Annotated in this window: 18 protein-coding genes and 8 tRNA genes; 12 read left to right on the top strand and 14 right to left on the bottom strand. The window is 50.4% G+C overall.

Features of this window, described 5'->3' with window-relative positions; translation table 11 throughout:
• The 4 genes from cysZ to C2M24_RS05845 all read right to left on the bottom strand — a co-directional run bounded on the left by cysZ (nucleotide 1) and on the right by C2M24_RS05845 (nucleotide 5007).
• The gene (cysZ, locus tag C2M24_RS05860) at nucleotides 1-732 is read right to left on the bottom strand and encodes a sulfate transporter CysZ (RefSeq protein WP_105213636.1); all 732 of its coding nucleotides are present in this window, start codon (nucleotides 730-732) and stop codon (nucleotides 1-3) included.
• Nucleotides 733-920: 188 nt separating this feature from the next.
• The gene (locus tag C2M24_RS05855) at nucleotides 921-2840 is read right to left on the bottom strand and encodes a hypothetical protein (RefSeq protein ID WP_105213635.1); all 1920 of its coding nucleotides are present in this window, start codon (nucleotides 2838-2840) and stop codon (nucleotides 921-923) included.
• A 28-nt stretch (nucleotides 2841-2868) separates the two neighbouring features.
• Nucleotides 2869-3894 carry a M48 family metallopeptidase gene (locus C2M24_RS05850; RefSeq protein WP_105213634.1) on the bottom strand — a complete coding sequence of 342 codons (1026 nt, stop codon included), beginning with the start codon at nucleotides 3892-3894 and terminating at the stop codon, nucleotides 2869-2871.
• A gap of 3 nt (nucleotides 3895-3897) precedes the next feature.
• Entirely contained in the window at nucleotides 3898-5007 is a 1110-nt protein-coding gene (locus tag C2M24_RS05845; protein WP_105213633.1) for a YjgN family protein, read from the bottom strand.
• A 163-nt stretch (nucleotides 5008-5170) separates the two neighbouring features.
• Here C2M24_RS05845 and C2M24_RS05840 point away from each other — a divergent pair, with 163 nt between their 5' ends.
• From C2M24_RS05840 to C2M24_RS05810, 7 genes are all read left to right on the top strand, one after another.
• Entirely contained in the window at nucleotides 5171-5914 is a 744-nt protein-coding gene (locus C2M24_RS05840; protein ID WP_105213632.1) for a TrmH family RNA methyltransferase, read from the top strand.
• 56 nt (nucleotides 5915-5970) lie between these two features.
• Nucleotides 5971-9366, top strand: coding sequence for an AAA family ATPase (locus C2M24_RS05835; protein ID WP_105213631.1), 3396 nt, complete (start codon nucleotides 5971-5973; stop codon nucleotides 9364-9366).
• 29 nt (nucleotides 9367-9395) lie between these two features.
• The gene (zipA, locus tag C2M24_RS05830) at nucleotides 9396-10226 is read left to right on the top strand and encodes a cell division protein ZipA (RefSeq protein ID WP_105213630.1); all 831 of its coding nucleotides are present in this window, start codon (nucleotides 9396-9398) and stop codon (nucleotides 10224-10226) included.
• A 95-nt stretch (nucleotides 10227-10321) separates the two neighbouring features.
• Entirely contained in the window at nucleotides 10322-12340 is a 2019-nt protein-coding gene (gene ligA, locus C2M24_RS05825; protein ID WP_105213629.1) for an NAD-dependent DNA ligase LigA, read from the top strand.
• A gap of 3 nt (nucleotides 12341-12343) precedes the next feature.
• Entirely contained in the window at nucleotides 12344-12688 is a 345-nt protein-coding gene (locus C2M24_RS05820) for a DUF3392 family protein (protein ID WP_105213628.1), read from the top strand.
• Complete coding sequence (locus C2M24_RS05815; RefSeq protein ID WP_105213627.1) at nucleotides 12685-13188, top strand: DUF2919 domain-containing protein; 504 nt, start codon at nucleotides 12685-12687, stop codon at nucleotides 13186-13188. The genes C2M24_RS05820 and C2M24_RS05815 overlap by 4 nt, the downstream gene beginning before the upstream one ends.
• A gap of 10 nt (nucleotides 13189-13198) precedes the next feature.
• Nucleotides 13199-13660 (top strand): hypothetical protein, encoded by a 462-nt coding sequence (locus tag C2M24_RS05810; protein ID WP_158683701.1) that lies wholly within the window; start codon nucleotides 13199-13201, stop codon nucleotides 13658-13660.
• 278 nt (nucleotides 13661-13938) lie between these two features.
• Here C2M24_RS05810 and C2M24_RS05805 read toward each other — a convergent pair whose 3' ends face one another.
• Genes C2M24_RS05805 through C2M24_RS05795 form a run of 3 tightly spaced genes read right to left on the bottom strand, consistent with a single transcriptional unit; the run spans nucleotide 13939 to nucleotide 17111 of the window.
• Nucleotides 13939-14817, bottom strand: a complete 879-nt coding sequence (locus C2M24_RS05805; RefSeq protein ID WP_105213625.1) for a DsbA family protein — start codon at nucleotides 14815-14817, stop codon at nucleotides 13939-13941.
• On the bottom strand, nucleotides 14817-16007 hold the full coding sequence (locus C2M24_RS05800; RefSeq protein ID WP_105213624.1) for a pyridoxal phosphate-dependent aminotransferase: 1191 nt from the start codon (nucleotides 16005-16007) through the stop codon (nucleotides 14817-14819). Before C2M24_RS05800 ends, C2M24_RS05805 begins: the two co-directional genes overlap by 1 nt.
• 15 nt (nucleotides 16008-16022) lie before the next feature.
• Nucleotides 16023-17111, bottom strand: coding sequence for an FAD-dependent oxidoreductase (locus tag C2M24_RS05795; RefSeq protein WP_105213623.1), 1089 nt, complete (start codon nucleotides 17109-17111; stop codon nucleotides 16023-16025).
• A gap of 187 nt (nucleotides 17112-17298) precedes the next feature.
• Here C2M24_RS05795 and C2M24_RS05790 point away from each other — a divergent pair, with 187 nt between their 5' ends.
• Together C2M24_RS05790 and msrB are read left to right on the top strand one after the other, a co-directional pair.
• The gene (locus C2M24_RS05790) at nucleotides 17299-18171 is read left to right on the top strand and encodes a LysR family transcriptional regulator (RefSeq protein WP_105200629.1); all 873 of its coding nucleotides are present in this window, start codon (nucleotides 17299-17301) and stop codon (nucleotides 18169-18171) included.
• Between the two features lie 120 nt (nucleotides 18172-18291).
• On the top strand, nucleotides 18292-18738 hold the full coding sequence (msrB, locus tag C2M24_RS05785) for a peptide-methionine (R)-S-oxide reductase MsrB (RefSeq protein ID WP_105213622.1): 447 nt from the start codon (nucleotides 18292-18294) through the stop codon (nucleotides 18736-18738).
• Nucleotides 18739-18769: 31 nt separating this feature from the next.
• Here the strand turns inward: msrB and C2M24_RS05780 are convergent, their stop codons facing one another.
• From C2M24_RS05780 to C2M24_RS05750, 7 genes are all read right to left on the bottom strand, one after another.
• Nucleotides 18770-20632 (bottom strand): DUF885 domain-containing protein, encoded by a 1863-nt coding sequence (locus C2M24_RS05780; protein ID WP_105213621.1) that lies wholly within the window; start codon nucleotides 20630-20632, stop codon nucleotides 18770-18772.
• Nucleotides 20633-21180: 548 nt separating this feature from the next.
• Nucleotides 21181-21256 (bottom strand) — tRNA-Val (locus C2M24_RS05775).
• Between the two features lie 117 nt (nucleotides 21257-21373).
• Nucleotides 21374-21449 (bottom strand) — tRNA-Val (locus C2M24_RS05770).
• A 122-nt stretch (nucleotides 21450-21571) separates the two neighbouring features.
• A tRNA-Val gene (locus tag C2M24_RS05765) sits at nucleotides 21572-21647 on the bottom strand.
• 130 nt (nucleotides 21648-21777) lie between these two features.
• Nucleotides 21778-21853, bottom strand: a tRNA-Val gene (locus C2M24_RS05760).
• Nucleotides 21854-21967: 114 nt separating this feature from the next.
• Nucleotides 21968-22043, bottom strand: a tRNA-Val gene (locus C2M24_RS05755).
• A gap of 31 nt (nucleotides 22044-22074) precedes the next feature.
• Nucleotides 22075-22150, bottom strand: a tRNA-Val gene (locus C2M24_RS05750).
• Between the two features lie 275 nt (nucleotides 22151-22425).
• Here C2M24_RS05750 and C2M24_RS05745 point away from each other — a divergent pair.
• From C2M24_RS05745 to C2M24_RS05735, 3 genes are all read left to right on the top strand, one after another.
• Nucleotides 22426-23226, top strand: coding sequence for a DODA-type extradiol aromatic ring-opening family dioxygenase (locus C2M24_RS05745; protein WP_105213620.1), 801 nt, complete (start codon nucleotides 22426-22428; stop codon nucleotides 23224-23226).
• A gap of 192 nt (nucleotides 23227-23418) precedes the next feature.
• Nucleotides 23419-23494 (top strand) — tRNA-Ala (locus C2M24_RS05740).
• A 108-nt stretch (nucleotides 23495-23602) separates the two neighbouring features.
• Nucleotides 23603-23678: transfer RNA gene (locus C2M24_RS05735), tRNA-Glu, on the top strand.
• Nucleotides 23679-23682 lie beyond the last annotated feature (4 nt).

The raw sequence follows: 23682 nt of genomic DNA, 5'->3' as shown, positions 1-23682 counted from the left end.
TTATTGCCCGCGATAATTGTTACGGTAGTTTTCCACCCACAACTTGGTGGCGCCACACACGGCCACCGGCATGACTATCATGTTGAGAATGGGGATCATGGCACAGAGCATCACCCCGGCGCCAAAGCCGTAGGACAGTCCCCTATGTGCATTTAAATCGCGTTTCATATCACCAAAGCTCACCTTGTGGTTATCGAAGGCGTAATCCTTATATTGAATGGCGAACATCCAGCAGGTAAACAGCGCCCAGATGATCTGTCCAATTATCGGCAGAAACCACATAAGGATAAAAAAGCCGATGGCGCGGGGCAGGTAATAGCACAGCTTGGTCCATTCCCGGCCAAGCATACGCGGCACATCGCGCATGGTATCGAGCAGGCCGTCGTCGTTGACGCGCTGCCCGGTTAAATGTAATTCCACCTTCTCGGCGAGGATGCCGTTAAAGGGGGCGGCGATAAAGTTGGTGATCACCGTAAAGATCATCGAATAGCTAAATAGCACCACCAGAAGTGCTAAAGGCCACAACAGCCATTCTAGCCAGGACAACCATTCGGGCAGCTGGGCATTAATCCAGGCGAAGGCGTCGGTCAGCCAGCCATAAATAAAAAACAGGGATGTGCCGAAGATCACCAGGTTGATCATCAGGGGGATCAGTACAAAGCGTTTTAGGCCTTTTTCGGTGATCATTGGAAAACCACTAAAAAAGTATTCAAATCCGCGACCTAACTGCATGCTTTACCTCAAAGTGTTACAGGGTATGGTTTGCAGTATATCTAAGGCGCTGCGAATTTACAGCGCAAAGTGGTAAACAATTGTTGCAAAAACAGCGGGCTAGGGTTTTAAAAAACGGCCAAAAAAAGCCCTGCTAGGCAGGGCGTTTATTGTCAACTTTAAACCATCTCCTAAGGAGGTGGTGATGGTTAGTTCTTATCTTCGAGCATGTCTGCTTCTTGCTGCTGACGTTCGCGGTAGGCACCGCTTTGCTCTTCGATGAGCGTCGGTGTTTCCTGCTGAGCGCGTGACACCTGGTTCATCTTTAAGATGTTTTCGGCGTTTTGCAGATCCGAGGTATTGCTGAAGCCGGCAATGTTTTCACGTGCTTTTAAGAAGCTGTGGATTTCATCGACTATGGTATTGAGCTCTTGCTCATTCTTCTTCATCGCCATCACGTAACGCGGCATCTCAACATTATCGGCACCGCTGGTGGCGAAGGTGCTTGAGCTGATGCGCGAACTGATGATCCAAGGCGTGATTGACGACTTGATCACCACGTTTTCACTGCGCGTCGAGTCATGGATTGACATACCGGTAGAGATCTTCGACTCGGTGAAAGTACCTTCGGTTTTTAGATACAGTAGCAAAGAGCTAAATTGCATTTCCGCCCAGAACACATGGCTGAAGTTTTCCAACATACGGCCTATAGTGCTGAAAATTTGCCACATAAAGAAGGTACCAAGCACGGCCACGATCAGGCCAGAGAGCTCGCCTAACCAGTTTTGTAACAGCTCGATATTGCCACGGTTGGCGGCACGGGTGAACTCAGGTAACAGGCTGCTCTGCTGGCTGATAAAGTGATACAGGCCAATGGCTTCGCCGGCCAGTGAGAAGAACAACAAGGCACCGATCACCAGACACAGCTGAGCCGCTGTGGTGCTTACCAAACGGGTAATGTTAAAGCCCTTGTGGCCAGGACGCGGATTAAACTCAGGCTGGGTTTCAATCAGCAATTCGCCGCGGAAATCACCCTTGCTGCTGCTTTGCTCGTTCAATACCGGATCGAAGTCAATATAGGTACGGTTCGGGATTTCCTTATAGCGGCGGTTGGCCAGAACTATGCTTTCGATATTGATGAAGATCTCGTTCGGATGCACTTCTTCTTGCAAGTTAGCACGGTATTCGCTGACCTCGGTGGCCACTTCGTTTTGTTTGCTACGGGCATTGATCAGGTAGAAGACTGCCGCGCAGCAAAGCGCACCTAGGAATAATAAGGTAAAGAGGCTAGGCCAGGCCGAGAACAGGCTTACCTTTTCTGTCAGCTGCGCCCATTGCTCCAATTCACCCTTATGTGGGGCGAAGAAATGATGATAGATAAGACCTATAACCACGGGGAAGATCACCGAAAAGGCGATGATTTTCGCAAGTGAGGCGGCGCCTACGTCTTTAAGACGTTTTACTCGGTTCAGGCTTACCGCATTGGCAGCACTGCGCCAGCATAGCAGCAGGTAAACCAAAATCAGCGCCGAGAATACCGGGACGATAATATGACCCGCTTCACCGGCCAGGCCAGATGATGAGACAAAATAGGTCAGGCCGAAGGCAACAAAGGCCAAAATGGTTTGCAGAATAACACCGATGACTTCCTGTGCCACATTACGCATGGGGTAGGGCAAGAAGATTAATTTTGGTAATACCGAGTGAGCAAAACGACCTACCCAGCCCTTGGGCTCGGTGAAGGTGGCGTTTTTGCGCCCCATCAACATGGATTCCAAGGTTTTCGCCGTATAGGCTAGGGAACCTTTCTTTTGCTCCAGAGCCGCATTTTCCTGCTCGCTCTTGCTTAGGTTGAGTGCTAATGAGCTGGGTACCGAGCGGCCAACGAAGAATTTAAACAGTTGGAAAAGGCCGCTACCACAGCGTTTTAAACCTAAGATCATAAGCACTAAGCCTACTGCTGCGTAGGCCCAGGCAGAGATCATATCGGTTTGCGTTAAAGAGGTGACTTTAAAAAGGCTAAATAAACCAATCAGGGTGATAATGGCACCACCTGCGGTGCGTATCGTTCCTTCAATTTTAAATGGGTTAGAAATACCTAGCCCTTTCGAGCCAAAATCATAAGCCATGATGATTCCTTGGAGTTAATAGAATTCTTTAGTCCGTTTTATGCGCGTTTTCTATGCGCTCGGAAATTGCTGGGTGTGATGAGAGATAATCCCACAAAGTGCCTTGCTCTTTTTCATCCATCCCGTGCGCCTGAGCCAGGGCCTGCATGGCCTCGGCAAAAGCCGAGCGATGATAGCCTAATTGGCTAAGCTGCTCTAGTGCAAAGGTATCGGCCTGACGTTCCATATCGCGAGAAAACTGCTGTTGGATCAAGGCCGAACCCGTACCCATGATGATCTCAGCAAAGCCTTCGAGGTCGCCAAACATCAGCGCCAAAGTGACCGAAGAGCCGGCGGATTGGGCTGCCAGGGTCAAGCCATGTTGATATTGAACATGGCCAATTTCGTGCAGTAATACCGCAAGCAGGGCGGTGTCGTTATCTTTGAGGATAAGCGCGAGTTCGTCGGTTAAGACCACCTGGCCGTCGGGCAGGGCAAAGGCATTGGCGCCTATCTCAGGGGCACTGTAGAAGTGCAAAACCAAATGCTCGGGAGCCTGGTCCATTTCCGCAATATGGCTTTGCCACAAGGTCCGAATATGGGTTTGCTGTGCCTCGTCCAGATTAGTGGGTTCCAGATACACGTATTCCAGTGCTGCCAGGGTTTGCTCTGATGCAGCATGAACCACAGAGTCTGGTAATGAGCGAGCGACCACCGCGGCGCTGGCGGGAATGATCTTAAAGAACAACAGCCAGGCGAGCACCGCGCTGGCTATTACACAGCCAAGCACAGCCGTTTTATGTTTTTCGATGCGCTCCAGCAGGCGGTCCCAAGCGGACTCCGAAGGCCAGCGATGGCTGGCGCTATGGGGTACAAAACGACTGCCGTCAATAAACACCAGCTCTACCGGCAGGCCGCTGAGCTGCTGGCCTTGACGGTATTGGTCAAATTGCACCAGCAATTCATCGCCACTGTAAATGCGCACTTGCTCGCAACTGCTATCTTGCGTCAGCCACAGGGTTACTTCCGTGCTGTGGCTTTGATTGTTCAGGTAATAAAACCCGGTGACTTGCATGCGTTAGCCCAAAGACAGATCGATATCGAACATGTCAGCGGCTTCTTCGCCAAACGCCGATTGCTGCTCACCCAGTTGATCGTGCAGGGTTTGCGGGTCGCACAGGAAGGTCACTTCGGTGGCGTTACTAAGCATGCGGGCGCTGCGCACCTTGGCCCAGGGGTAAGCCAAACCTAGGCTAAAGACGATGGCTAGGGTATTGGTAAATACCAGCAGGGTGTAGTCGATCATCTTTAAATCCGACTTGAAATCGGCAATGCCCTGCAGTTCGCTGCTGTTAAGCAGGTGATTGCGAATATGAGTCTGATAAATGCCCGTGGCTACCGCAAAGGCAACAAAGTAAACAATCATCATCATCACCATGATGCTTACACCGGCAATAGCACCGGCTTGGTCGTTTATCATTTCCGGGTCTTGGATCATGGCCTCCAGGCCAAAACCGAAGGCACCAGCCAGGGCTAGCATGATCACCGCGATAATGCCGGCGGCAACATAGGCCATCAGCGCCGCTAAATAATACTCACCGCCCTTGGTATTGACACTAATGGGGGTGTCGGAAAACTCAATATGGCTGTGTAAATACTGGTCCATGCGTTTAAACACGTACGGAAGCAATAAATAAAGGGTGAATACGCTGGCCACTGGCAGCAATAAGAACACCACAAAGGCCTCGCCATAACTGCCCTTAAAGTTAAAGCGCACATTGCGATAACGGCTCATACGCATGTTAAAGCGCATGCCCTGATTGATGATCCAGGGCGTTAAAAACAGCAGAATAAAAATCGCCAGTATGCCCAGCACAGGGACAAACTGGGTGCAGAACATATAAATAACAAAAAAGATAAAGGCAAGAATGCGGCCTTTTAGTATCTGAATCGGCGTTGCCAAATAATCAAATCGATGGCCATCGAGTTGTGTATGGCCGTAGAAATAACGATAGGTGCGTACCTTGGCCCAGGCGGAATAAATTCCCAGGGTTAGCAAGGTCAAAACTATGTTAACGATCCAAATTGAGAAAAACTCTTTCCCTGAGCCACTAAACTCGACGCGACGGCTATAAGGTTGAAACTGAGGCGTCGTGTTAGTTGCGCTATCTGTTTGTGATAAATCCATTTTTTAGTCTTTTTGGCGGTTAAAACGCAGCTCATTAATTTAGCGTTAAGTTTCGAATAATGCAACAGATGCAAGGGCTTAACCTGCTTTTACTCTCTGCAATGGGGCAAAGCATGTGTATAATAGGTCGGTCCTCCTTAGTTATTAGCCAAGGCCATGCCCTATGCTTTCAAAAAATCAGCAAAAGCACCTGCGTCAATTAGGTCAAAAGAAATACCGTAAACAGCAGCAAGCATTTTTAGTTCAAGGCACTAAAAATGTGCTTGAGCTATTGCAAAGCGAGCATGGCATCACCGAACTATTTGCCAGCGATGAGTTCTGCGCGGCCCATAAACAACTGATTGAAAGCCGTTTAAGTGGTAAGGATGTGCATCACAGCGATGAAGCGGCCTTATCTAAGGTCAGCACCCTGGTTACTAATAACGATGCCATTGCCGTGGCCCCCATGGCTCAGGTGGAAATCGAGCATACCCCTTGGCAAATAGCCCTGGACGGCGTCAGCGATCCGGGCAATCTCGGCACCATCATTCGTTTGGCGGACTGGTACGGTTTTAAACAGGTCTTGTTGTCGGCCAATTGCGCCGATCCTTATAACCCCAAGGTGATCAGTGCCACCATGGGCTCCTTTACCCGGGTGTCATGCCATCAAGTCGATTTGCCCGCCTACCTGGAAAGCTGTGATAAGCCGGTTTACGGCGCTTTCTTAGGTGGACAAAACCTGCATCACACCGACTTTGGTGGGCAAGGCATCTTGGTGATGGGCAGTGAATCTCACGGTATCAGTGATGCGGTGGCGGAGCATGTCAGCGAGCGTATCACTATTGCCGGTTATGGTGGCGCCGAATCCTTAAATGTGGCTATTGCCAGTGGCATTATTTTAGATAATATAAAGCGTTGTCACGGTTAAGCGCCTAGCGCTAAGGCAGATGTTGCAACCAATAATAACTAGAATAATGAGGCGTAATGCGCTTAAGCAGCATAAAACTGGCGGGTTTTAAGTCCTTCGTTGATGCCACCAAGATCCCATTTCCCGACCCCATGACCTGTGTGGTGGGGCCAAATGGCTGTGGCAAATCTAACGTTATTGATGCGGTACGCTGGGTGCTCGGTGAAAGCTCGGCCAAAAACCTCCGTGGCGATGCCATGACGGACGTGATTTTTAACGGTGCTGCGACCCGTAAACCTGTTTCCCAAGCCTCGGTGGAGTTGGTGTTTGATAACACCCTAGGGCGCTTACCCGGCACTCTGGCGGCGCGAAATCAGGTGGCTATTAAGCGCGTGGTGACCCGCGACGGCCAGTCCCTTTATTACCTCAACGGCAGTAAATGCCGCAAACGCGATATTACCGATATCTTCTTAGGCACCGGCCTTGGGCCGCGTAGCTATGCCATTATCGAACAGGGCATGATCTCCCGGCTGATCGAAAGTAAGCCACTGGAACTCAGGGTCTTTATCGAAGAAGCCGCCGGCGTGTCCAAATACAAGGAGCGTCGCCGCGAGACACAAACTCGTATCCGCAGCACCAAGGAAAATCTTGAGCGTCTGCTTGATGTACGCGCCGAGCTGCAAAGTCAGCTCGATAAGCTAGAGCATCAGGCCCAGCAAGCCAGCAGTTATCGTGAACTCAAAGCCCAGCAGCGCCGCTATAAGGGCGAGCTGGCGGTACTCAAATGGCAAAAACTGCACCAACAACAACTGCAACAGTCCGAACAACTCGCCGAGCTAAAAGAGCAACTGGCATTTTTTAAGGATGCTCACCGCGGTGAGCAGGATGTGCTGAGCGCCTATCAACAGCAACTGGATGACACCAGCGCGGCGCTAAACCATAACCAGCAGCAAATATTTCAAACCGACAATCAGTTGGCGCGTTTAGAGCAGCAACAAATTCATGCCAAGCAACGGGCCCACCAGTTGCAAACCAGCATAGCGCAAAACCAGCAACAACAGGCGCAGCTTCTTGAGGCCCAGTGCCAGCAAAGTGAGTTTGTGGCCCAGCATCAGGAGCGATGTGAGCAGCAGCAGCTGCTGAGTGAAGAGTTGCAAGAAGCCCTGTTGGAGTGCCAGGCGATGCGTGATGAGGCTGATGAAGGGTTTGCACAGCTGCAAGAGCAACAGCATCAACAGCGCGAGCTTTTATTTCAAAGTCAGCAACAGTTGCAGCAATGCCGCCACGAGCACCAAGGCGCTGCCGTCAAGCTGCAGGCCTTGCAGCAGCAGGTACAAGACAATGGTGCGGCCCTGAGCAGGCATCAGGATAGCTCTCTTTCCCAGCAAGTTAACGACAGCGAGCAGCAAAGCAAGGCTTTGACCGAGCGCCTGGCCAAGGCAAAAAGTGCGCAGCTAAAACTTGAGCAGGCCTTACACGCCAATGATGAAGAGTTGAGTCACGCCAGCGAGGAGCATCAAGGCATACTGCGGCAAATGCAGGAGCTGGGCGCCAAACGTGATGCCATTGCCTCCCTGTTACAGGATGAAGAGGCTGAGCAGGGCAAGGGCGTTTTATTCCAGCTTGAGGTGCAAAAGGGTTATGAGCAGATAATAGAAGCCGCCTTGATGCAACTGCGCCATTTGCAGGTGATGGCTGATAAAAGTGGCAGCTGGTTAACGCCGCAAAACGATAAAGCGCCCCATCGCTCGGTCGCCCAGTTTATTCAGTCCGGCCACTACCCGGATCTGTTACATCGCATCGCCTTTGACGCCAAGGGCGATATCCGGGTGTTGGACGACCCAAGCTGGTTGGCAGTGGTTGATGAAAACGCCCATCTGCATGGTCGCCACTGGTGTTTGCAGGCTAACAGCGAGCAAGTCTCAGTGCTTGCCCAGCGCCAGCAGCTCAATGAATTAGAGACTGCCTTAGAGCAGCGCCGGGATAAATTACCGGCCATAGAAAAAGAGTTGCAGCAGCTCAACGGCGAGCGGGAAACGCTTAAAGTATCGCTGGAACAGACCAAGCAAGAAGTTCACGAGCATTCTAAATCTTACGCCAGTATGCAAACCCGCCAGGAGCTCCTTAAAGAGCAGGCCCAGGTATGGCAACAGGAACTTGAGCGTTTGCAATCTCAAGAGCAAACCCTGAGCGAGCAAATTGAAACGGCACAATTGACGCTTGAACAACAGCAGGCGCGTATTGAGCAAGCTGAGGAAAGCTTAGAACAGGCCGAGCACAATTCACTCCAAGAGCGCCGCCAGTTTGAGCAAGTTCAGCAGGCATTGAAGCAGACTCAGTTGCGTGTTCAGGAGCTGCAAGCTCAGGTGAACGAGGCACAAATTAGCACAGAGCGACTGCAAAGTGAGCTGATGTTAAGTCGCAGCAAGCTGCAAAATATTGAACGCTCGCTGGAGCAATCCCGTGAGCAATTAGCCGAGGCTGAAGCCGAGCAGCAGGAAGTGGCCGAACCCATCGCCCTGCAGGAAGAGCAAATCGCTCACTTGCTGGAGCAAAAAGAGCAGCTGAGTGAGGAGCAATTGGCCCTACAACAGCGTCTTGAGCAGGCGCAAAGCGAATTGCAGCGAAATAAAGATAAGCTGGCACAGGGCGAGCAGCAAAGGGAGCAATTGCAAGAGCAGATCCAGCAGGCTCTGTTGGCAGAGCAAACCCTGACCTTAAAGGCACAACAGGCCTTGGCTCCCCTAGAAGAGCTCAATACCAGCTTAAAAGCCGTGCTGGAAACCTTGCCACAAGATGCGCAAGCCGGACGCTGGCAGGCGCAGCTCACGACCCTGGATAAGCAAATCAGCGATTTGGGCGCAGTGAACCTAGCGGCCATCGATGAGTTTGCCAGTGCCAAGGAGCGCAAGCAGTATTTGGATGAGCAATTAGAAGATCTCACCAAGGCGATGGACACGCTGGAAGCGGCCATAGCCAAAATCGACCGCCAGACCAAGGCCCAGTTTAAGGCCACCTTTGAGCAGATCAATATGGACTTGCAAGAGCTGTTTCCCAAGGTCTTTGGTGGCGGCTCGGCCTACTTGGAATTGACCAGCGATGACCTGCTTGAAAGTGGGGTAGCAATTATGGCCAGACCGCCCGGTAAGAAAAATTCCACAATCCATTTGTTAAGTGGTGGAGAAAAAGCGCTGACCGCATTATCATTGGTGTTTTCGATATTCAGGCTCAATCCAGCACCATTTTGTATGCTTGACGAGGTTGATGCGCCGTTAGATGATGCCAATGTCGGTCGTTTTTGCCGTTTGGTTGAAGAAATGTCGCAAACCGTGCAATTTGTATACATAAGCCATAATAAAATAGCCATGGAAATGGCAGGGCGCCTGACCGGCGTCACTATGGCGGAACCTGGAGTGTCACGTATGGTGGCAGTGGATATTGAGCAAGCAATGGAAATGGCTCAAGCCAGTTAATTGAACAAACTAAGAATAAAGGTGAGGGGATGGCCGAAGATCTCAGATGGGTATTAATTCTAATCAGTGCGGTAGTTATTGGCGGTTTGCTGATTCACGGCCTATGGTCGGTGCGTAAACGCGCGCAGTCGGTTGATAGCAGCGCGGCGACAAAAGCCAAGCCTGCCTCTGAGCAAAAAGCAGCCAGTGAGCCTGCGGCTACAGTAGCGTCAACGTCAAAGACCGAGGCTGCATCGCGAGACCAGGAGAGAGGATTAGGTCAAACCGAAGAGCCCGCTATGACCCCAGAGGTGGCCTCAGAGGTGCGTGAAGAGCCTAGCTTTAATGCCCTGGACGATGAGCCCAAAATGGGCGACTTTAGCATCGAGGCCGAAGAGCAGGCGCAAACGGACGCTGCAGCCGAGCCTTCGTCAGATCCTTCGGCGAAGCCCCAGCCAAATGCCGAAGTACAGCCAGAAGATTTTGTAATTATCCATGTGCATATGCCTGAGGGCCTGCAAATGCAGGGCGCTAAGTTGTTGCCTTTAGTACTTACACTGGGCTTCAAATACTCCGACGATGGCTTTTTCCATCGCCACGAGCAAAGCAGCGGCCAGGGCCCGGTACTTTTCCGCATGGTGAACATGTACAATCCGGGTACCTTTGATATCGACAATATGGAGCAATTCAGTACCGCAGGTATCAGTTTGTTTATGACCTTGCCAAACGAAGGCGAAGCCATGACCACCTTCAATATGCTGCACAGCGCCGCGAAAAAGCTGGCCGAAGAATTCGGTGCCGAGCTGTTGGATCATAACCGTCAGCCGCTTAGCGTAAACGGCATACGCGAGTACGTGGAAAAAGTCCGCGAGTACGCTTAATCCTGAGGTGTCGGCCTTGCTTTGCCAAGGCTAAACATGCAGGGAAACACATTGACACTAAGCCACCTCCCGGTGGCTTTTTTATCGAGGTAGATATGAGTCTCACCCCCGAGCAACAGATTGCCGAGCTTCGCTCCAAGCTGGAGGAGCACAATTATAATTATTATGTGTTGGACAACCCCAGCATTCCCGACTCTGAATATGACCGCCTGATGCGCCAGTTACAGGCTTTGGAAGCCGAGCACCCGCATTTACAAAGCCCTGACTCGCCAAGCCAGAGAGTGGGCGGCGCGGCGCTGAGCAAATTCTCTCAGGTGACCCACCAGGTGCCCATGTTGTCTCTGGACAACGCTTTTGATGAAGACGAGTTTAATGCCTTTAATAAGCGTATTAACGACCGTCTGGCCGCAAGCACCCAGCCGATGTTTTGTTGTGAGCCCAAGCTCGATGGTCTGGCCGTATCTATCTTGTATCGTGACGGTGTGCTGGTACAGGCGGCGACCCGCGGCGATGGTCAGGTAGGTGAAAACATTACCGAAAACGTTAAAACCATTCGCAATATTCCCCTGAAGCTGCGCGGTGACTTCCCCGAAGAGTTAGAAGTGCGCGGCGAAGTATTTATGGACTTGGCCGGTTTCCATCGTCTTAACGAGGAAGCCAAGGCAAACGAGGGCAAGGTGTTTGCCAACCCGCGCAATGCCGCCGCCGGCAGTTTGCGTCAGCTTGACTCTAAGATCACCGCCAAACGCCCACTGATGTTTTACGCCTATTCCATGGGCCAGGTAACCGGCGCCGAATTGGCGGGGGGTCACTTCGAGCAGTTGCATCAGTTGAAAGACTGGGGCTTGCCCCTTTGCCCGGAGACCAAGTTGGTCAATGGCGCCGATGAGGCCATCGCCTATTACCAGGATATTCTTACGCGTCGCGGCGAGTTGAAATATGAAATCGATGGCGTGGTGATCAAGGTCAACGATAAGGACGCCCAAGAGCAGCTGGGCTTTGTTGCCCGCGCGCCGCGTTGGGCCATTGCCTTTAAGTTCCCAGCGCAAGAAGAGATCACTCAGTTGCAGGATGTGGAATTCCAGGTCGGTCGTACCGGGGCTATTACCCCAGTGGCACGCCTGGCGCCTGTGTACGTAGGTGGGGTGACGGTTTCCAATGCCACCTTGCACAATGGCGATGAAATTGCCCGTCTCGGGGTGAAAATTGGCGATACCGTGGTGGTGCGCCGCGCCGGTGATGTGATCCCGCAGATCACTCAGGTGGTGCTGGAGCAGCGCCCGGCAGATGCAAAAGATATCCTTTTCCCAAGCGAGTGCCCCGTGTGCCATTCCCATGTAGAGCGTATTGAAGGGGAGGCGGTGGCCCGTTGTAGCGGCGGTCTGGTGTGTGCGGCGCAGCGTAAAGAAGCGATTAAACATTTCGCCTCGCGCAAGGCCATGGATATAGATGGTCTGGGGGATAAAATCGTCGAGCAGCTGGTTGAGCGAGAGCTGATCCATACTCCGGCTGAGCTATTCCAGTTGCGTCAGGGTCACTTTGAAAGCCTGGAGCGTATGGGGCCTAAGTCGGCAGCCAACCTGGTCAATGCCCTGGAGGCGGCCAAGACCACAACCCTGGCCAAGTTTATCTATTCTCTGGGCATTCGCGAGGTAGGTGAGGCGACGGCGCAAAACCTGGCCAATCATTACCTGAGCCTGGATGCCATTATGCAGGCGAGTATAGAGCAGCTTCAGGAAGTCAGTGATGTGGGTGAGATAGTTGCCAAGCATATTCACAGCTTCTTTAGCGAGGAGTCGAATCAAGGGGTGGTTCAGGCTCTGCTTGATGAAGGCGTAAACTGGCCGGCGCTGGAAGTTAAAAATGAAAGTGAGCAACCACTTACGGGCTTAACCTATGTGCTTACCGGTACTTTGCATACGCTGAACCGCAACGATGCCAAGGCGCGATTACAGGCTTTAGGAGCTAAGGTGGCGGGCAGTGTGTCGGCGAAAACCCATGCCCTGGTGGCCGGAGAAAAGGCCGGCTCTAAGCTCACCAAGGCGCAGGAGCTGGGTATTGAGGTACTCAGTGAAGACGACTTAATGGCCCTGTTTGCCGAGCACGGTGCCTAGGCCATGAATGACTTTATCGCCTGGCTGGAGTCGGGCTTAGCGCGTTTTGGCCAGTGGCTGTCACCTTATCTAGGCGATATTGCCCTGGTGTTTGTGGTCTGTATTATCGGCCTGTATGCCGGGGATGTGATCAAAAGCGTTAAAAAGCTGGTGGCCGGTAAGCACTTTTTACTGCGCACCTTAGCCTTTGTGCTGGTGAGTGCCTTTGGTTTAGGAGTTTTAACCCTGTGGGTGAGCCCCTTTATGGCCAAGGCCCTGATGTTTTTCGGCAGCACCTATTTGCCGCTGACCGTATTCGCCGCCTTTATCCTGGTGGGGGTTTTAGCGGACAGGAAGTCTCAGCTGTGAAACATTATGGTCCTGAATATTGGGATAAGCATGGCGCCTATCGTACCCCGATAGGCTTTACCCTGGCGCTTGTCATCTTGCTGCGCCCTTATCTTATCTGGGCCTTTGCCGCTATATCGCGACGCCCTGAGCTTGATTTGGTGGCCCTGGTGTATCGGCAAAAGCAGGATTTTTTTGTCGCCTTGGCCATAGCTGCTATCGCCATTTTGCCAGCCACTGTGTACTCCTTGCGTCGTCCCGGTAGCAGTTTGAGGTTAAAATCCCTGTGGCGGCATATGCGCTGGCCCTTAGTGCTCTGTGCCATGCTGGATTTGGCCTGGCTTATTTTACAGGCCTCACAACAGTACTATAGATTTTCCTTGTATATTGCCGTGCAAGCGGTGGCGGTGGCCTGGATCCTGCTGTATTTAATGCGCAGCCGCTATTTGCGGGTGTTTTTTGCCGATTGGCCGGATGAGCTGGAGAGCAAGAAAAGCGATGAAAAAGGTAAGGACAACTAGGGTGTTCAGCGTGAGTTCGCTACGCCCCGTAGATAAAACCCTGGCCAAGTTCACCCTGGTGGCTTTGCCATTTGTGGCTATTTTGCTGTTATTGGCTGCGCCTTGGCCACTTGTACGCCTGACCTTGATGCTGGCCTATTCTGTCGCGCTGGCATCCTGCCTCTATCGCCTGACGCCCTGGTTTATCGCCCGCAATCCTCTGAGCCGTTTTGTTCAACGCGAGCAGGGGCACTTAAAGGTTTGTTCACTGGCGGGCTTTTTTGACTTCCATGGTCCTTGGCAATACCTGCCCATAGACAGGATTTCGTCGGTACAAGTGTGGCAGCATGGCATTGAGATTACAGCCGAGGAGACGGAATATCGCCTTAGTGTTGTTGGCACCACAGATAGCCTGCATGCCTATATGAGCTCGGTGCTTGCTGATGCTATTGCCGCTGACAAGGTAAAGCTAGAATATGGAGAATGTGCATAGGCACTAAGTGAATAGGGAGAGTATTCACCTAATGCCCGCACATAAATACCAATTCACTTAAATAGCTAATCTGTTTATTTTTGCGGTTAAATTCATCCATGAAACTTGGTTACATCGCGCATCCATGCGCTCACCTCGCTAAGCTGCGAAGCATTGCTTCGATCTTGCTCGCCTATGTAGAATAACTACATAAGAAAAACTCCGCCTTGTGTTCACATCATTTATCCAGCGCTATCTCTGATCACATACTTAACAGAATTTGTATAAATAGAGAGCGTCTAAGGCGCTGCTTGGTACCAGAAGCTGCCACCGGCAATCTGACTTTCGATAAAACCGAATTGATACAGTTCTATACGGGCTTCCTCAGGGCTAACCTGTAACACCTCACAGGCTTCGCGTAAGGTCCAGCTCGGATAAGATGCCAATTTTTGCTGCACCGTTAAATGGCGGCGTTTCGGCTGCGCTTCACCCATCAGTACCAAGGCACGCTCAAGGTTTTGATACGGCTGTGAGCCGGCAAGCCTAAAGGCGTTATCACCGTTAAAAATGAGCGATGGGAAACCGCGGGCACCCAGCTGCATCATTTCCTGTTGCTCGGCATTAAATATCGCCAGCACCTGTTCAGAATGTAGCAAGGCGGCAAATGCTTGTGCATCCATGCCCATCAAGGTAACCAGTTCTAAAAGTGCTTCATCCTTGGCCATATTCTCGGCGTAGAGGAAGATACGTTCACGCATTAGGCGCACAAAGGCCGATTCCAGATTGGGGGCCAATAAACGCACGGCAATAGCCGCTCGACAGAGAATATAAGAGTTGCTTATTGGATCCTTAGCCCACATCGATGGGTCTATGGGCTGCTGATAGTGCTGGGCTACCTGTTGCCAATGGTCGATTACATCCGTGGGCTTGGCGATACCATTACCTGGATCGCCAAAGTTTTCCCAGCCCGGTAACAGGCCACCGTGAATATAGCGCTCGTTAACCTGGTAGTTTAACTTGAGGCGGCGCCAAACCGGCTCTAAGGCCCAGCAGTGAGAACAAATAGGGTCGGTGACGAAGACAAGATGCACTTGCTCCGTCTGCGTCGCCTTGGTCTCTATGTCCTTTTTGCTGTCATAATTCGGCATTACACAGCCAATATCTGCATCACATTCCATTATTTTTCATTCCTTAATGCGTTAATCCCTGCCTCGATACGATCCAAGCCCTGATCTAAGATGTCCATGCTGGTGGCAAAGCAAATACGTATATGACCTTTTGCTCCGGGGCCAAAGAAGCGTTCATTGCCAGGCACCACGGCAACCTTGTAATTGCGCAGGTGCTCAACCAGCTCTTCCGCTTCCAGGCCGGTTGCGGAAATATCGGCAAATAATAAATAGGTGGCTTCTGGGGCCTGACAGCTCACACCTTCTATGGCATTTAATCTTTGCACCGCGTGGTCGCGAAGAGCCGTTAGGTGCTCAATAAAGGCATCCACCCAATACCAACAGCTTGTCAGTGCCGTGGTAGCGGCCACTTGCGAAATGGTTGATACTCCGCCGGCGGTAGTCATCACATAGGCGGCGTCGACAATTTTTTGATGTACTTCGGCGCTTGGTGAAATTACGGCACCGACACGCAGACCGGCTAGACCAAAGGCTTTAGAGAAACCATAGACGGTGATCACGCGCTCACACAGCTCAGGAGCCAGGTGATGGAAGCTGGTAAACTGTTTTTCCGGGTAGATGATATCCGACCAAATCTCATCGTTCATGATCCACAGCATGTGCTGGTTGGCAAACTCGGCTATGGTCTTTAGATCTTCCAAAGGAATAATCTTGCCTAGCGGGTTATGCGGGTTACACACACCGATAAGACGGGTTTTCTCGCTCACAAGCTCTGGTAGCAATTCAAGTTTAAAACGACCTGTGTCTTTATCGTATGGACAACGGATCACCTTACCACCGGCAGCCAGCACCGACTGTTCGAAGAGGAAGTCAACCGGGTCAAAAATAATGGCTTCATCACCTGGTTCCAGACAAAAACGCGCTGTTGCATACATGCCACTGGCGGCGCTGTCTATGGGCAAGATCAATTCCGGGTTAAGGCGGTAGTCTTTGCGCATTGCTAGGGCATTGGCTAATTCGTTTTTAAATTCGGGCAACCCCAGGTGCGGTCCATAAGAGAACACACCGCTTTGAGCGTAATCGGCAATTGCCTGGCGAATTTCCTTTGCTACCGCAAAGTCCGGATCGGCGGCGGTTAGGGGAATGATATCGGCATCGGTTTCCGCCCAGCGAAAGTTGTAAGCCCGAGTTCGCAAGGTCTCCAAGGGCACCTGGTCATGTGCAAATAATGAGGTGGTCATCAATTTAACTCCAATTTAAAAAGCGAATGGGATTTTTTGTTCGTGATGATGCGGCGCTAAAAACTCCTGCTGCAAGGCTAGCCCCTGGTTCAGATAGTTGGCAACAACGCTTTTGCGCATCACGGAGAAGTGCTCCAGTGCGGTAACATCAAAACCAGCGACGCTTGACTCAAAAATCTTTGCCAGTTCGATGGCATCTTCAATGGCTGAGTTTACGCCTTGGCTGGTAAAGGGCAGCAGGGCATGGGCGGCATCACCTAGCAGCACCACATTGTGTTTGTGGAAGCGCTCCAGCGGCAGCAGGTAACAGGTATTCCAAATATGGGATTGGGAAAAGTCGGTTAATTTAATCAGCGCCTTTATCGGGTCAGGCCACTGGCTAACTAGGCGTTCGGCGAAGTGCTGCTTCCCGCTATCACTGACGTCAAGAATATCGAAACGTTCGCAGTCGTACTGTACAAACCAAACCACGCTTTGCTCGTCGGCGGGAACCATACCAACCGCCAGACCGCCGTCCAGGTGTTTGTACTTAACGAACTTATTTTCGAGTAGCTGAACCAGCTCTGGGCTATTGACGATGGAAACCAGCTCTTTCACCTTGATGTCGGAGCGTTTTGCTTCTGGGAAGATCTGAGCGCGCACCGCAGAGCGGCCGCCATCACAGCCGAGGAAGTAATCGGCCGCAATTTTCTCACCATTGGTAAAACAAGCCAGCTTGGCGCTGCCGTCTTGATGCCATTCAAAATGCGAAAACTGATGATCGAAATGCAGCCATTCCGCTGGGATTTCATTTAGCAGTACGTCCAAAAACGCCTTGCGGGTTACCCCGTAGCTTCCTTTTAAGGTTTCTTCGATCAGCAGATTGCCTTCATCATCGACGATATTACATAACTCAACCGGATAACCCACCTTGGCGGCTTGTTCATCCAAACCTAGTTGGGCCATGGCCTTAACGCCATTTTCAAGCATGATAAAACCTAAACCTTCGCGTCCTGAAAGCGGGCTGCGTTCGTAAATATCGACCCGTCCTCCGAGTTTTTTGTAGTAAATAGCGAAAGCCAAACCGGCAATTCCACCGCCGATAATTGCAATATTAGGTTTCATATTCCCTCCGATAAACACGAGTTACACTTGCGCTTGTTTGTAGCAATTTTGTTATCGGGGTGATGCTATCCTTTATCCTTAGGTAAATTAATGCTTAAATGCGCATAATGATTCTGCAAAAATGCATAGCGAACAGGCATTTAAGCAAAGGTAAACTTCTAATTCGGAAAGCATTGGATTTTTTAGCGTGAAAGAGTTTAATTGGGACGATGTAAAAGTCGCATATCGTGTTGCCGCTACTGGCTCTTTGGCGAAAGCCGCGGAATTCGAAGGCATTAATTACACCACGGTATTGCGAAAAATTAACCGGCTGGAAAAAGACCTAGGCTGTAAATTGTTTTTTCGCAATCAGCGTGGTTATCAAATTACCGAGGCGGGCACCCGATTATTGGAAACCTTTCCCGAAATTGAGAGCCGCTTCAACCAGTTGCCATCGCAACTTTTCGCTACCTCTGATCAGGTTAAAGGTACGCTAAAGATCACTACCTTGCCGGAATATTCCTCATTCTTGCATCCGATATTGGTGCAGGCGCAAGAGCAGTACCGTGAACTCAAAATTCTTGTCGATGTCAGCGATGAGATAGTGCCGTTGGCAGAGGGCAGGGCGCATGTGTCTATTCGCGCCGGAGCCATGCCGACACAGGCCGATCTTGTGGCCTTAAAGGTCAGCGACCTGAATTTCTCTTATTATTACTCCGAGCACTATTTTCAGCTGCACAATGCACCGAGCTGCGAAAGTGAATTTAGCCAACATCATTGGGTGATGCCTGGCGGGCGTAAGAGAAATTTAGCCTTTGTTAAACAGGTGTTGGAAGCAATTGACGAGAACAATATTTGTTACCAGAGCAATAATCTGTTGGATATTCAGTTTGCGGTAGAAAATGGCCTGGGGATTGGCCCCATAGATGACAGCAAGGCCAGACAATGCCCCCATCTAAGGCGTCTTGATTGTATCGAACCGCATAACGATAGCAGCCTGTGGTTTGTGTATCATAAGGACCTGCGCGAAGATAATCGCATTCAGGCGCTTATTCGTTTGGGTAAGGCTTATATCCGCTAATCTCAGTTTTAACCCGTAGCCGGGGTCTAAGTATTAAGCCCGTTTAGGCTCTAAGAGCTAGACCCGAGCCGCGCAGGTGTGTCAAAGTGCCTTGCCGACTAGCCAAATTTTGGAGTGACTATGTTGAACTGGCAAAATATTCTTATGATGAGCGCGAAGGGCAACCCAAAGCCTCCTTATCGCGTGGAAAAAACCGAGCAGCAGTGGCGTGAGCAACTGAGCGAAGAGGCCTTTTACGTGACCCGTAAAAAAGGCACAGAACGCCCTTTTAGCAGTGATTCATGCACCTTGTTCGAGCCGGGGCGCTACCATTGTGTGTGTTGTGATAATTTGCTCTTTGATGGTGCCAAGAAGTTTGACAGTGGCAGTGGCTGGCCTTCGTTCACCCAGCCTGCCAGTGCCAATGCTATCGCTTATATTGCCGATGGCAGTCATGGGATGCAGCGCATAGAAACTATCTGCAATGTCTGCGATGCCCATTTGGGACATGTCTTTCCCGATGGTCCGCCGCCATCGCATCTGCGGTATTGTATTAATGCCGTCGCCCTTGTGAAGGGCGAAGATTAGTAAAGCAAAGGGCCCTGTTGGGCCCTTGGTGTTACTTCTGTAAGGCTATCCAGGCATCGACATCCTGCTCGACGGTAGCCATAGGACGGGCGCCAGAGAGTAAGATAACATCATGGAAGGCCTTGATATCAAACTTGTCACCAAGCGCTTTCTGTGCTCGCTCGCGAAGCTCAACCAGTTTTAGCATACCCAGTTTATAACCCAGAGCTTGGCCCGGCCAGGCAATATAGCGGTCAATGGCAGGCACCACATCACTCATGGGGCTGCCGGTGGCCGCAGCAAAGTAATCTATGGCTTGCTGACGAGTCCATTTCTTATAATGCAAACCTGTATCTACCACCAAGCGCGCGGCGCGATAAACTTCCGCCTGCAAACGACCAAGATCGCCGAAAGGATCGTTCTCATACATGCCCATTTCATAGGCAACCAGCTCGGAATACAGAGCCCAGCCTTCAACATAGGCATTGAAAGAGGCGTTTTGGCGCATTAGGCCTATGTCTTGCTGCAACATATTTAAAGCGATTTGGAAGTGATGACCAGGCACGGCTTCATGATAGGTCAGGGTCTTCATGCCAAAGCTGGGTACCGCAGCCATATCTTTAAGATTGATATAGAAGACTCCAGGGCGTGAGCCATCGAGCGACGGACCATTGTAGTAACCACCGGCCGAGCCCGCTTCCACAGCCACTGGAATACGACGCACCTCGACCTTTTGCGGCGGCAGGGTTGAGAAGTAGTCCGGTGCTTTTTGATTTATGGTGACGATTTCTTCGCGCAGGAAGGCCAATAGCTCGGCGCGACCTGCATCACTGTCTGCATATAAAAAGCGCGGCTCAGCGTTAAGCTGCTGCATGCGCTCGTTGACGCTGCCTTCGCTATAGCCATTTGCCTTTAAAATCTCGTCCATACGCTCGCTAATGCGTTTAACTTCATCCAAGCCCAGCTGGTGGATTTGTTCGGCACTGAGGTCGGAGTCGCCCAAATAAGTGATTTCATGTTGGTAGAAGGCCTCACCATTGGGTTGCGCCCAGATACCTACCTGCTCAGGTGCTTGCTCTTGTAGGCGCTGCATGTCTTTGTAGATGCTTGCAAAAGCGGGGTAAATTTTGCTGCGAACTATTTCCTCGGCTTGTTGCACATACTCAGTAACCTGTTGTTTGCTTAGACCTTCAAGCTGATCCAACTTGGTTTTCATTGAACTGACCAAGGAATGCTTGCCCGGCGCTTCTGAGGTGAAGTTTTCCAAGTAACCCAAAGTGTTGGGGAATAAAGCCTTAGGTAAAATGACACCCAGTTTGGCATCGGCATTGACCTTTTCTTGCACTTGCTTCACCACGTCACTAAAGGCATTAAGGCGGGCTAGGTAGTCTTTGGCGTCTTGCTCTGAGTCTATCTCATGCTGGTCTTTTAACAGATTTGGTAGGTCGATTAAGGGCCCGGAAAGCTGATTGACCACATAGGGGAGGTGACCACCCCAGGTGTCGATATAACCGGCGGCAAAATCGGCATCGCCAGCATAGTAGTTGGCGATCACCTGATTGACCTTAAGGTGTAAGGCATCTTTTGGTGCCAATGCCGAGTGTTGCAAATCAGCCAACTGCTCAGCGGCATTGCGCATATCTTGTTGCAGGCGTTGCATACCGGCCACTGAATAATCCGGTAACTTGCTGGCGTAAGGACCATATTGCTCGCTCGACAATTTTAAGGATGTCGCCAGCGCGCTCTGGTGGTCGATAAAGCGCTGAGTATAGGCATCGACTACCTTGGCTATTTGCTGCGAGCTTGGTGCCACAGAGACTGCCTGTGTTTGATTTTCTTGTTGTGGGGCAGGGGCGTCTTGGCAACCGGCCAAAGCCAGTGATACACCAAGAGCCAGGGCTGTTAGTTTATTCATTTTGGGTTCGTTTGTTATTGATTTAAGGCATCAATATACAGGCTTTGACGCACATTGCCAGCGGCTGTACTGAGGTAGCTCTGTGCCTGTTTATATCTGTTGAACTTAATTTCTAACTGGCTAAGCAGATCCCAGGTAAGCGAGCAGGTTTCATCGAGAAAAGTATCTTGAAGTAGATTGTTGGTTGTACTGGCTTGAACTAGTGAACTTCGACTTGCTAAGCGTAATAGCGCGATGCTAGAGCATCGGGAATGATAGTTTTGAAGTAGATTGTTGGTTGTACGGGCTTGAACTAGTGAACTTCGACTTGCTGAGCGTAAGAGCGCAATGCTAGAGCATCGGGAAAGATAGTTTTGAAGTAGATTGTTGGTTGTACTGGGCTTGAACCAGTGAACTTCGACTTGCTAAGCGTAATAGCGCGATGCTAGAGCATCGGGAAGATAGTTTTGAAGTAGATTGTTGGTTGTACTGGCTTGAACCAGTGAACTTCGACTTGCTAAGCGTAATAGCGCGATGCTAGAGCATCGGGAAGATAGTTTTGAAGTAGATGGTGGGTTGTACTGGACTTGAACCAGTGACCCTCGCCTTGTAAGGGCGATGCTCTCCCAACTGAGCTAACAACCCGCATTAGGATTACGTTTTAGTAGATGGTGGGTTGTACTGGATTTTACCAATAAACCTCGCCTTGCTAAGGATAATAATGCGATGCAAGCATCGTTTTCCTTAACTCCATCAAGATGATGGTGGGTTGTACTGGACTTGAACCAGTGACCCTCGCCTTGTAAGGGCGATGCTCTCCCAACTGAGCTAACAACCCAAAACGTAATTTTTTGCGATTTCTATATGGTGGGTTGTACTGGACTTTACCAATAAACCTCGCCTTGCTAAGGATAATAGTGCGATGCAGAGCATCGTATTTTCCTTAACTCCATCAATAGATGGTGGGTTGTACTGGACTTGAACCAGTGACCCTCGCCTTGTAAGGGCGATGCTCTCCCAACTGAGCTAACAACCCATATAGAAATATCAGATATGTCACTTTAAAATGATGCTTAGTTATACTGGACTTAACCAATAAACCTCGCCTTGCTAAGGATAATAGTGCGATGCTGAGCATCGTATTTTCCTTAACTCCATCAAGATGATGGTGGGTTGTACTGGACTTGAACCAGTGACCCTCGCCTTGTAAGGGCGATGCTCTCCCAACTGAGCTAACAACCCGGGTCTTTTTAAATTCTATATGGTGGGTTGTACTGGATTTAACCAATAAACCTTGCCTTGCTAAGGATAATAGTGCGATGCCAGCATCGACTTTCCTTAACGCCATCTAAATGATGGTGGGTTGTACTGGACTTGAACCAGTGACCCTCGCCTTGTAAGGGCGATGCTCTCCCAACTGAGCTAACAACCCATATAGAATTTTCAGATGTGTCACTTTAAAGTGGTGGGTTGTACTGGACTTGAACCAGTGACCCTCGCCTTGTAAGGGCGATGCTCTCCCAACTGAGCTAACAACCCACATCTGGTAACAACATTGCTTGCTAAACGAATTAGCCGCGTTGTTGTGGGGCGCTATTATAGATAGAGAGAAAAGACTGTCAACACTTGAATGATACATTTTGTTTTAGGTGAGGCATTTATAGCCAATGCGTGGGCTATTTAATCAATTTTACCCATTATAAATGGACCGTCGGTGCGCGGTTGAACATTAGTTGTGCGCTCAGCGCCTGGTATTCGGCTTTGCATCTAATGACAATGCTCGTATTCCGTATACACAAGATGAAGAATTATCTATGAACTACAGTGCGTTTATTTCTCACGGCGGTGGACCGCTTCCACTTTTGGGTCATGAAGGTCATAAGGAGATGGTTGAAACCTTAGAGGAGTTTGCGTCCTTAATTCCCAAACCTGCTGCAATTGTTGTGATCAGTGCCCATTGGGATACGACGGAGATAAAAGTGAACACCCAGGCTCAGCCACCCTTATTGTATGACTATTATGGATTCCCAGAACAGGCCTACAATATTAAATATCCCGTTTCGGGCGCTCCTCAGTTGGCAAAAGAGTTGCTGTCAGGTTTGCAAGGGCTAGGAGTGCCAGTAATAGAGGAAACCGAGCGAGGTCTAGATCATGGTGTTTTTGTGCCCTTGGCCATAATGTACCCAGAGGCGGATATTCCTTGTGTGCAAATCTCTCTGCAGCGCGATTATAACCCCGAGCTCCACCTACAAATGGGTGAGCGTATAGCAAAGACGATTACACACTTGGATAATGTCCTTGTTTTAGGCTCCGGATTTTCCTTTCATAATATGGCAGCATTTCGATTGGCCGATAATAAGGAAGCGATTAAGAGCAACCTTGAGTTCGAGAATTGGCTGGAGCAGGTTTTAAATACGCCATTATCTAAGCAGGATAGGGCGCAACACCTGCTTAATTGGCAAAGTGCTCCTGGGGCACGATATTGTCACCCCAGCGAAGAGCATTTAATGCCCTTGCATGTGGCCTATGGTGCTGCTCAATCTGTGCCTGTAGCCTTTAAACAAGTTTCTGTACTGCAAAAGAAGGCTACGTTTGCGCTCTGGGCTATGGCCTAAATAGGGCTTTTTGATTAATAAAAAACCACAAATACCAGTATCTTGCACAAGCTTTATGCGCTTTGTTTAAAATTGCCGCGGTCGATAAAAAGTTACCTAAAAAATGTTGACTTTGTTTTGGTGGCTGCATAGAATGCGCCCCGCACTAAGCGAGATGGCAGCGTCAAGTTTGCCCTTTTTGCACTCAGGTTTGGGGCTATAGCTCAGCTGGGAGAGCGCTTGCATGGCATGCAAGAGGTCGGCGGTTCGATCCCGCCTAGCTCCACCAAAATCTGCAGTGTACACGCTGCCCGCGCGTTGGGCTAGACTTCGAATGTCTAAGTGTTTAACTCGTATGGTAAGAGTCTAAATAACCAGTCCTAGTGACACATTTTGTGTCCCCTTCGTCTAGAGGCCTAGGACACCGCCCTTTCACGGCGGTAACAGGGGTTCGAATCCCCTAGGGGACGCCACTTT

The sequence above is a fragment of the Pseudoalteromonas sp. T1lg22 genome (assembly GCF_002964645.1).
In the GTDB taxonomy this organism is placed as follows: Bacteria; Pseudomonadota; Gammaproteobacteria; order Enterobacterales; family Alteromonadaceae; genus Pseudoalteromonas.
The sequence above is the reverse complement of the archived record's forward strand: the minus strand, read 5'-3'. Positions and strand labels throughout refer to the sequence as shown.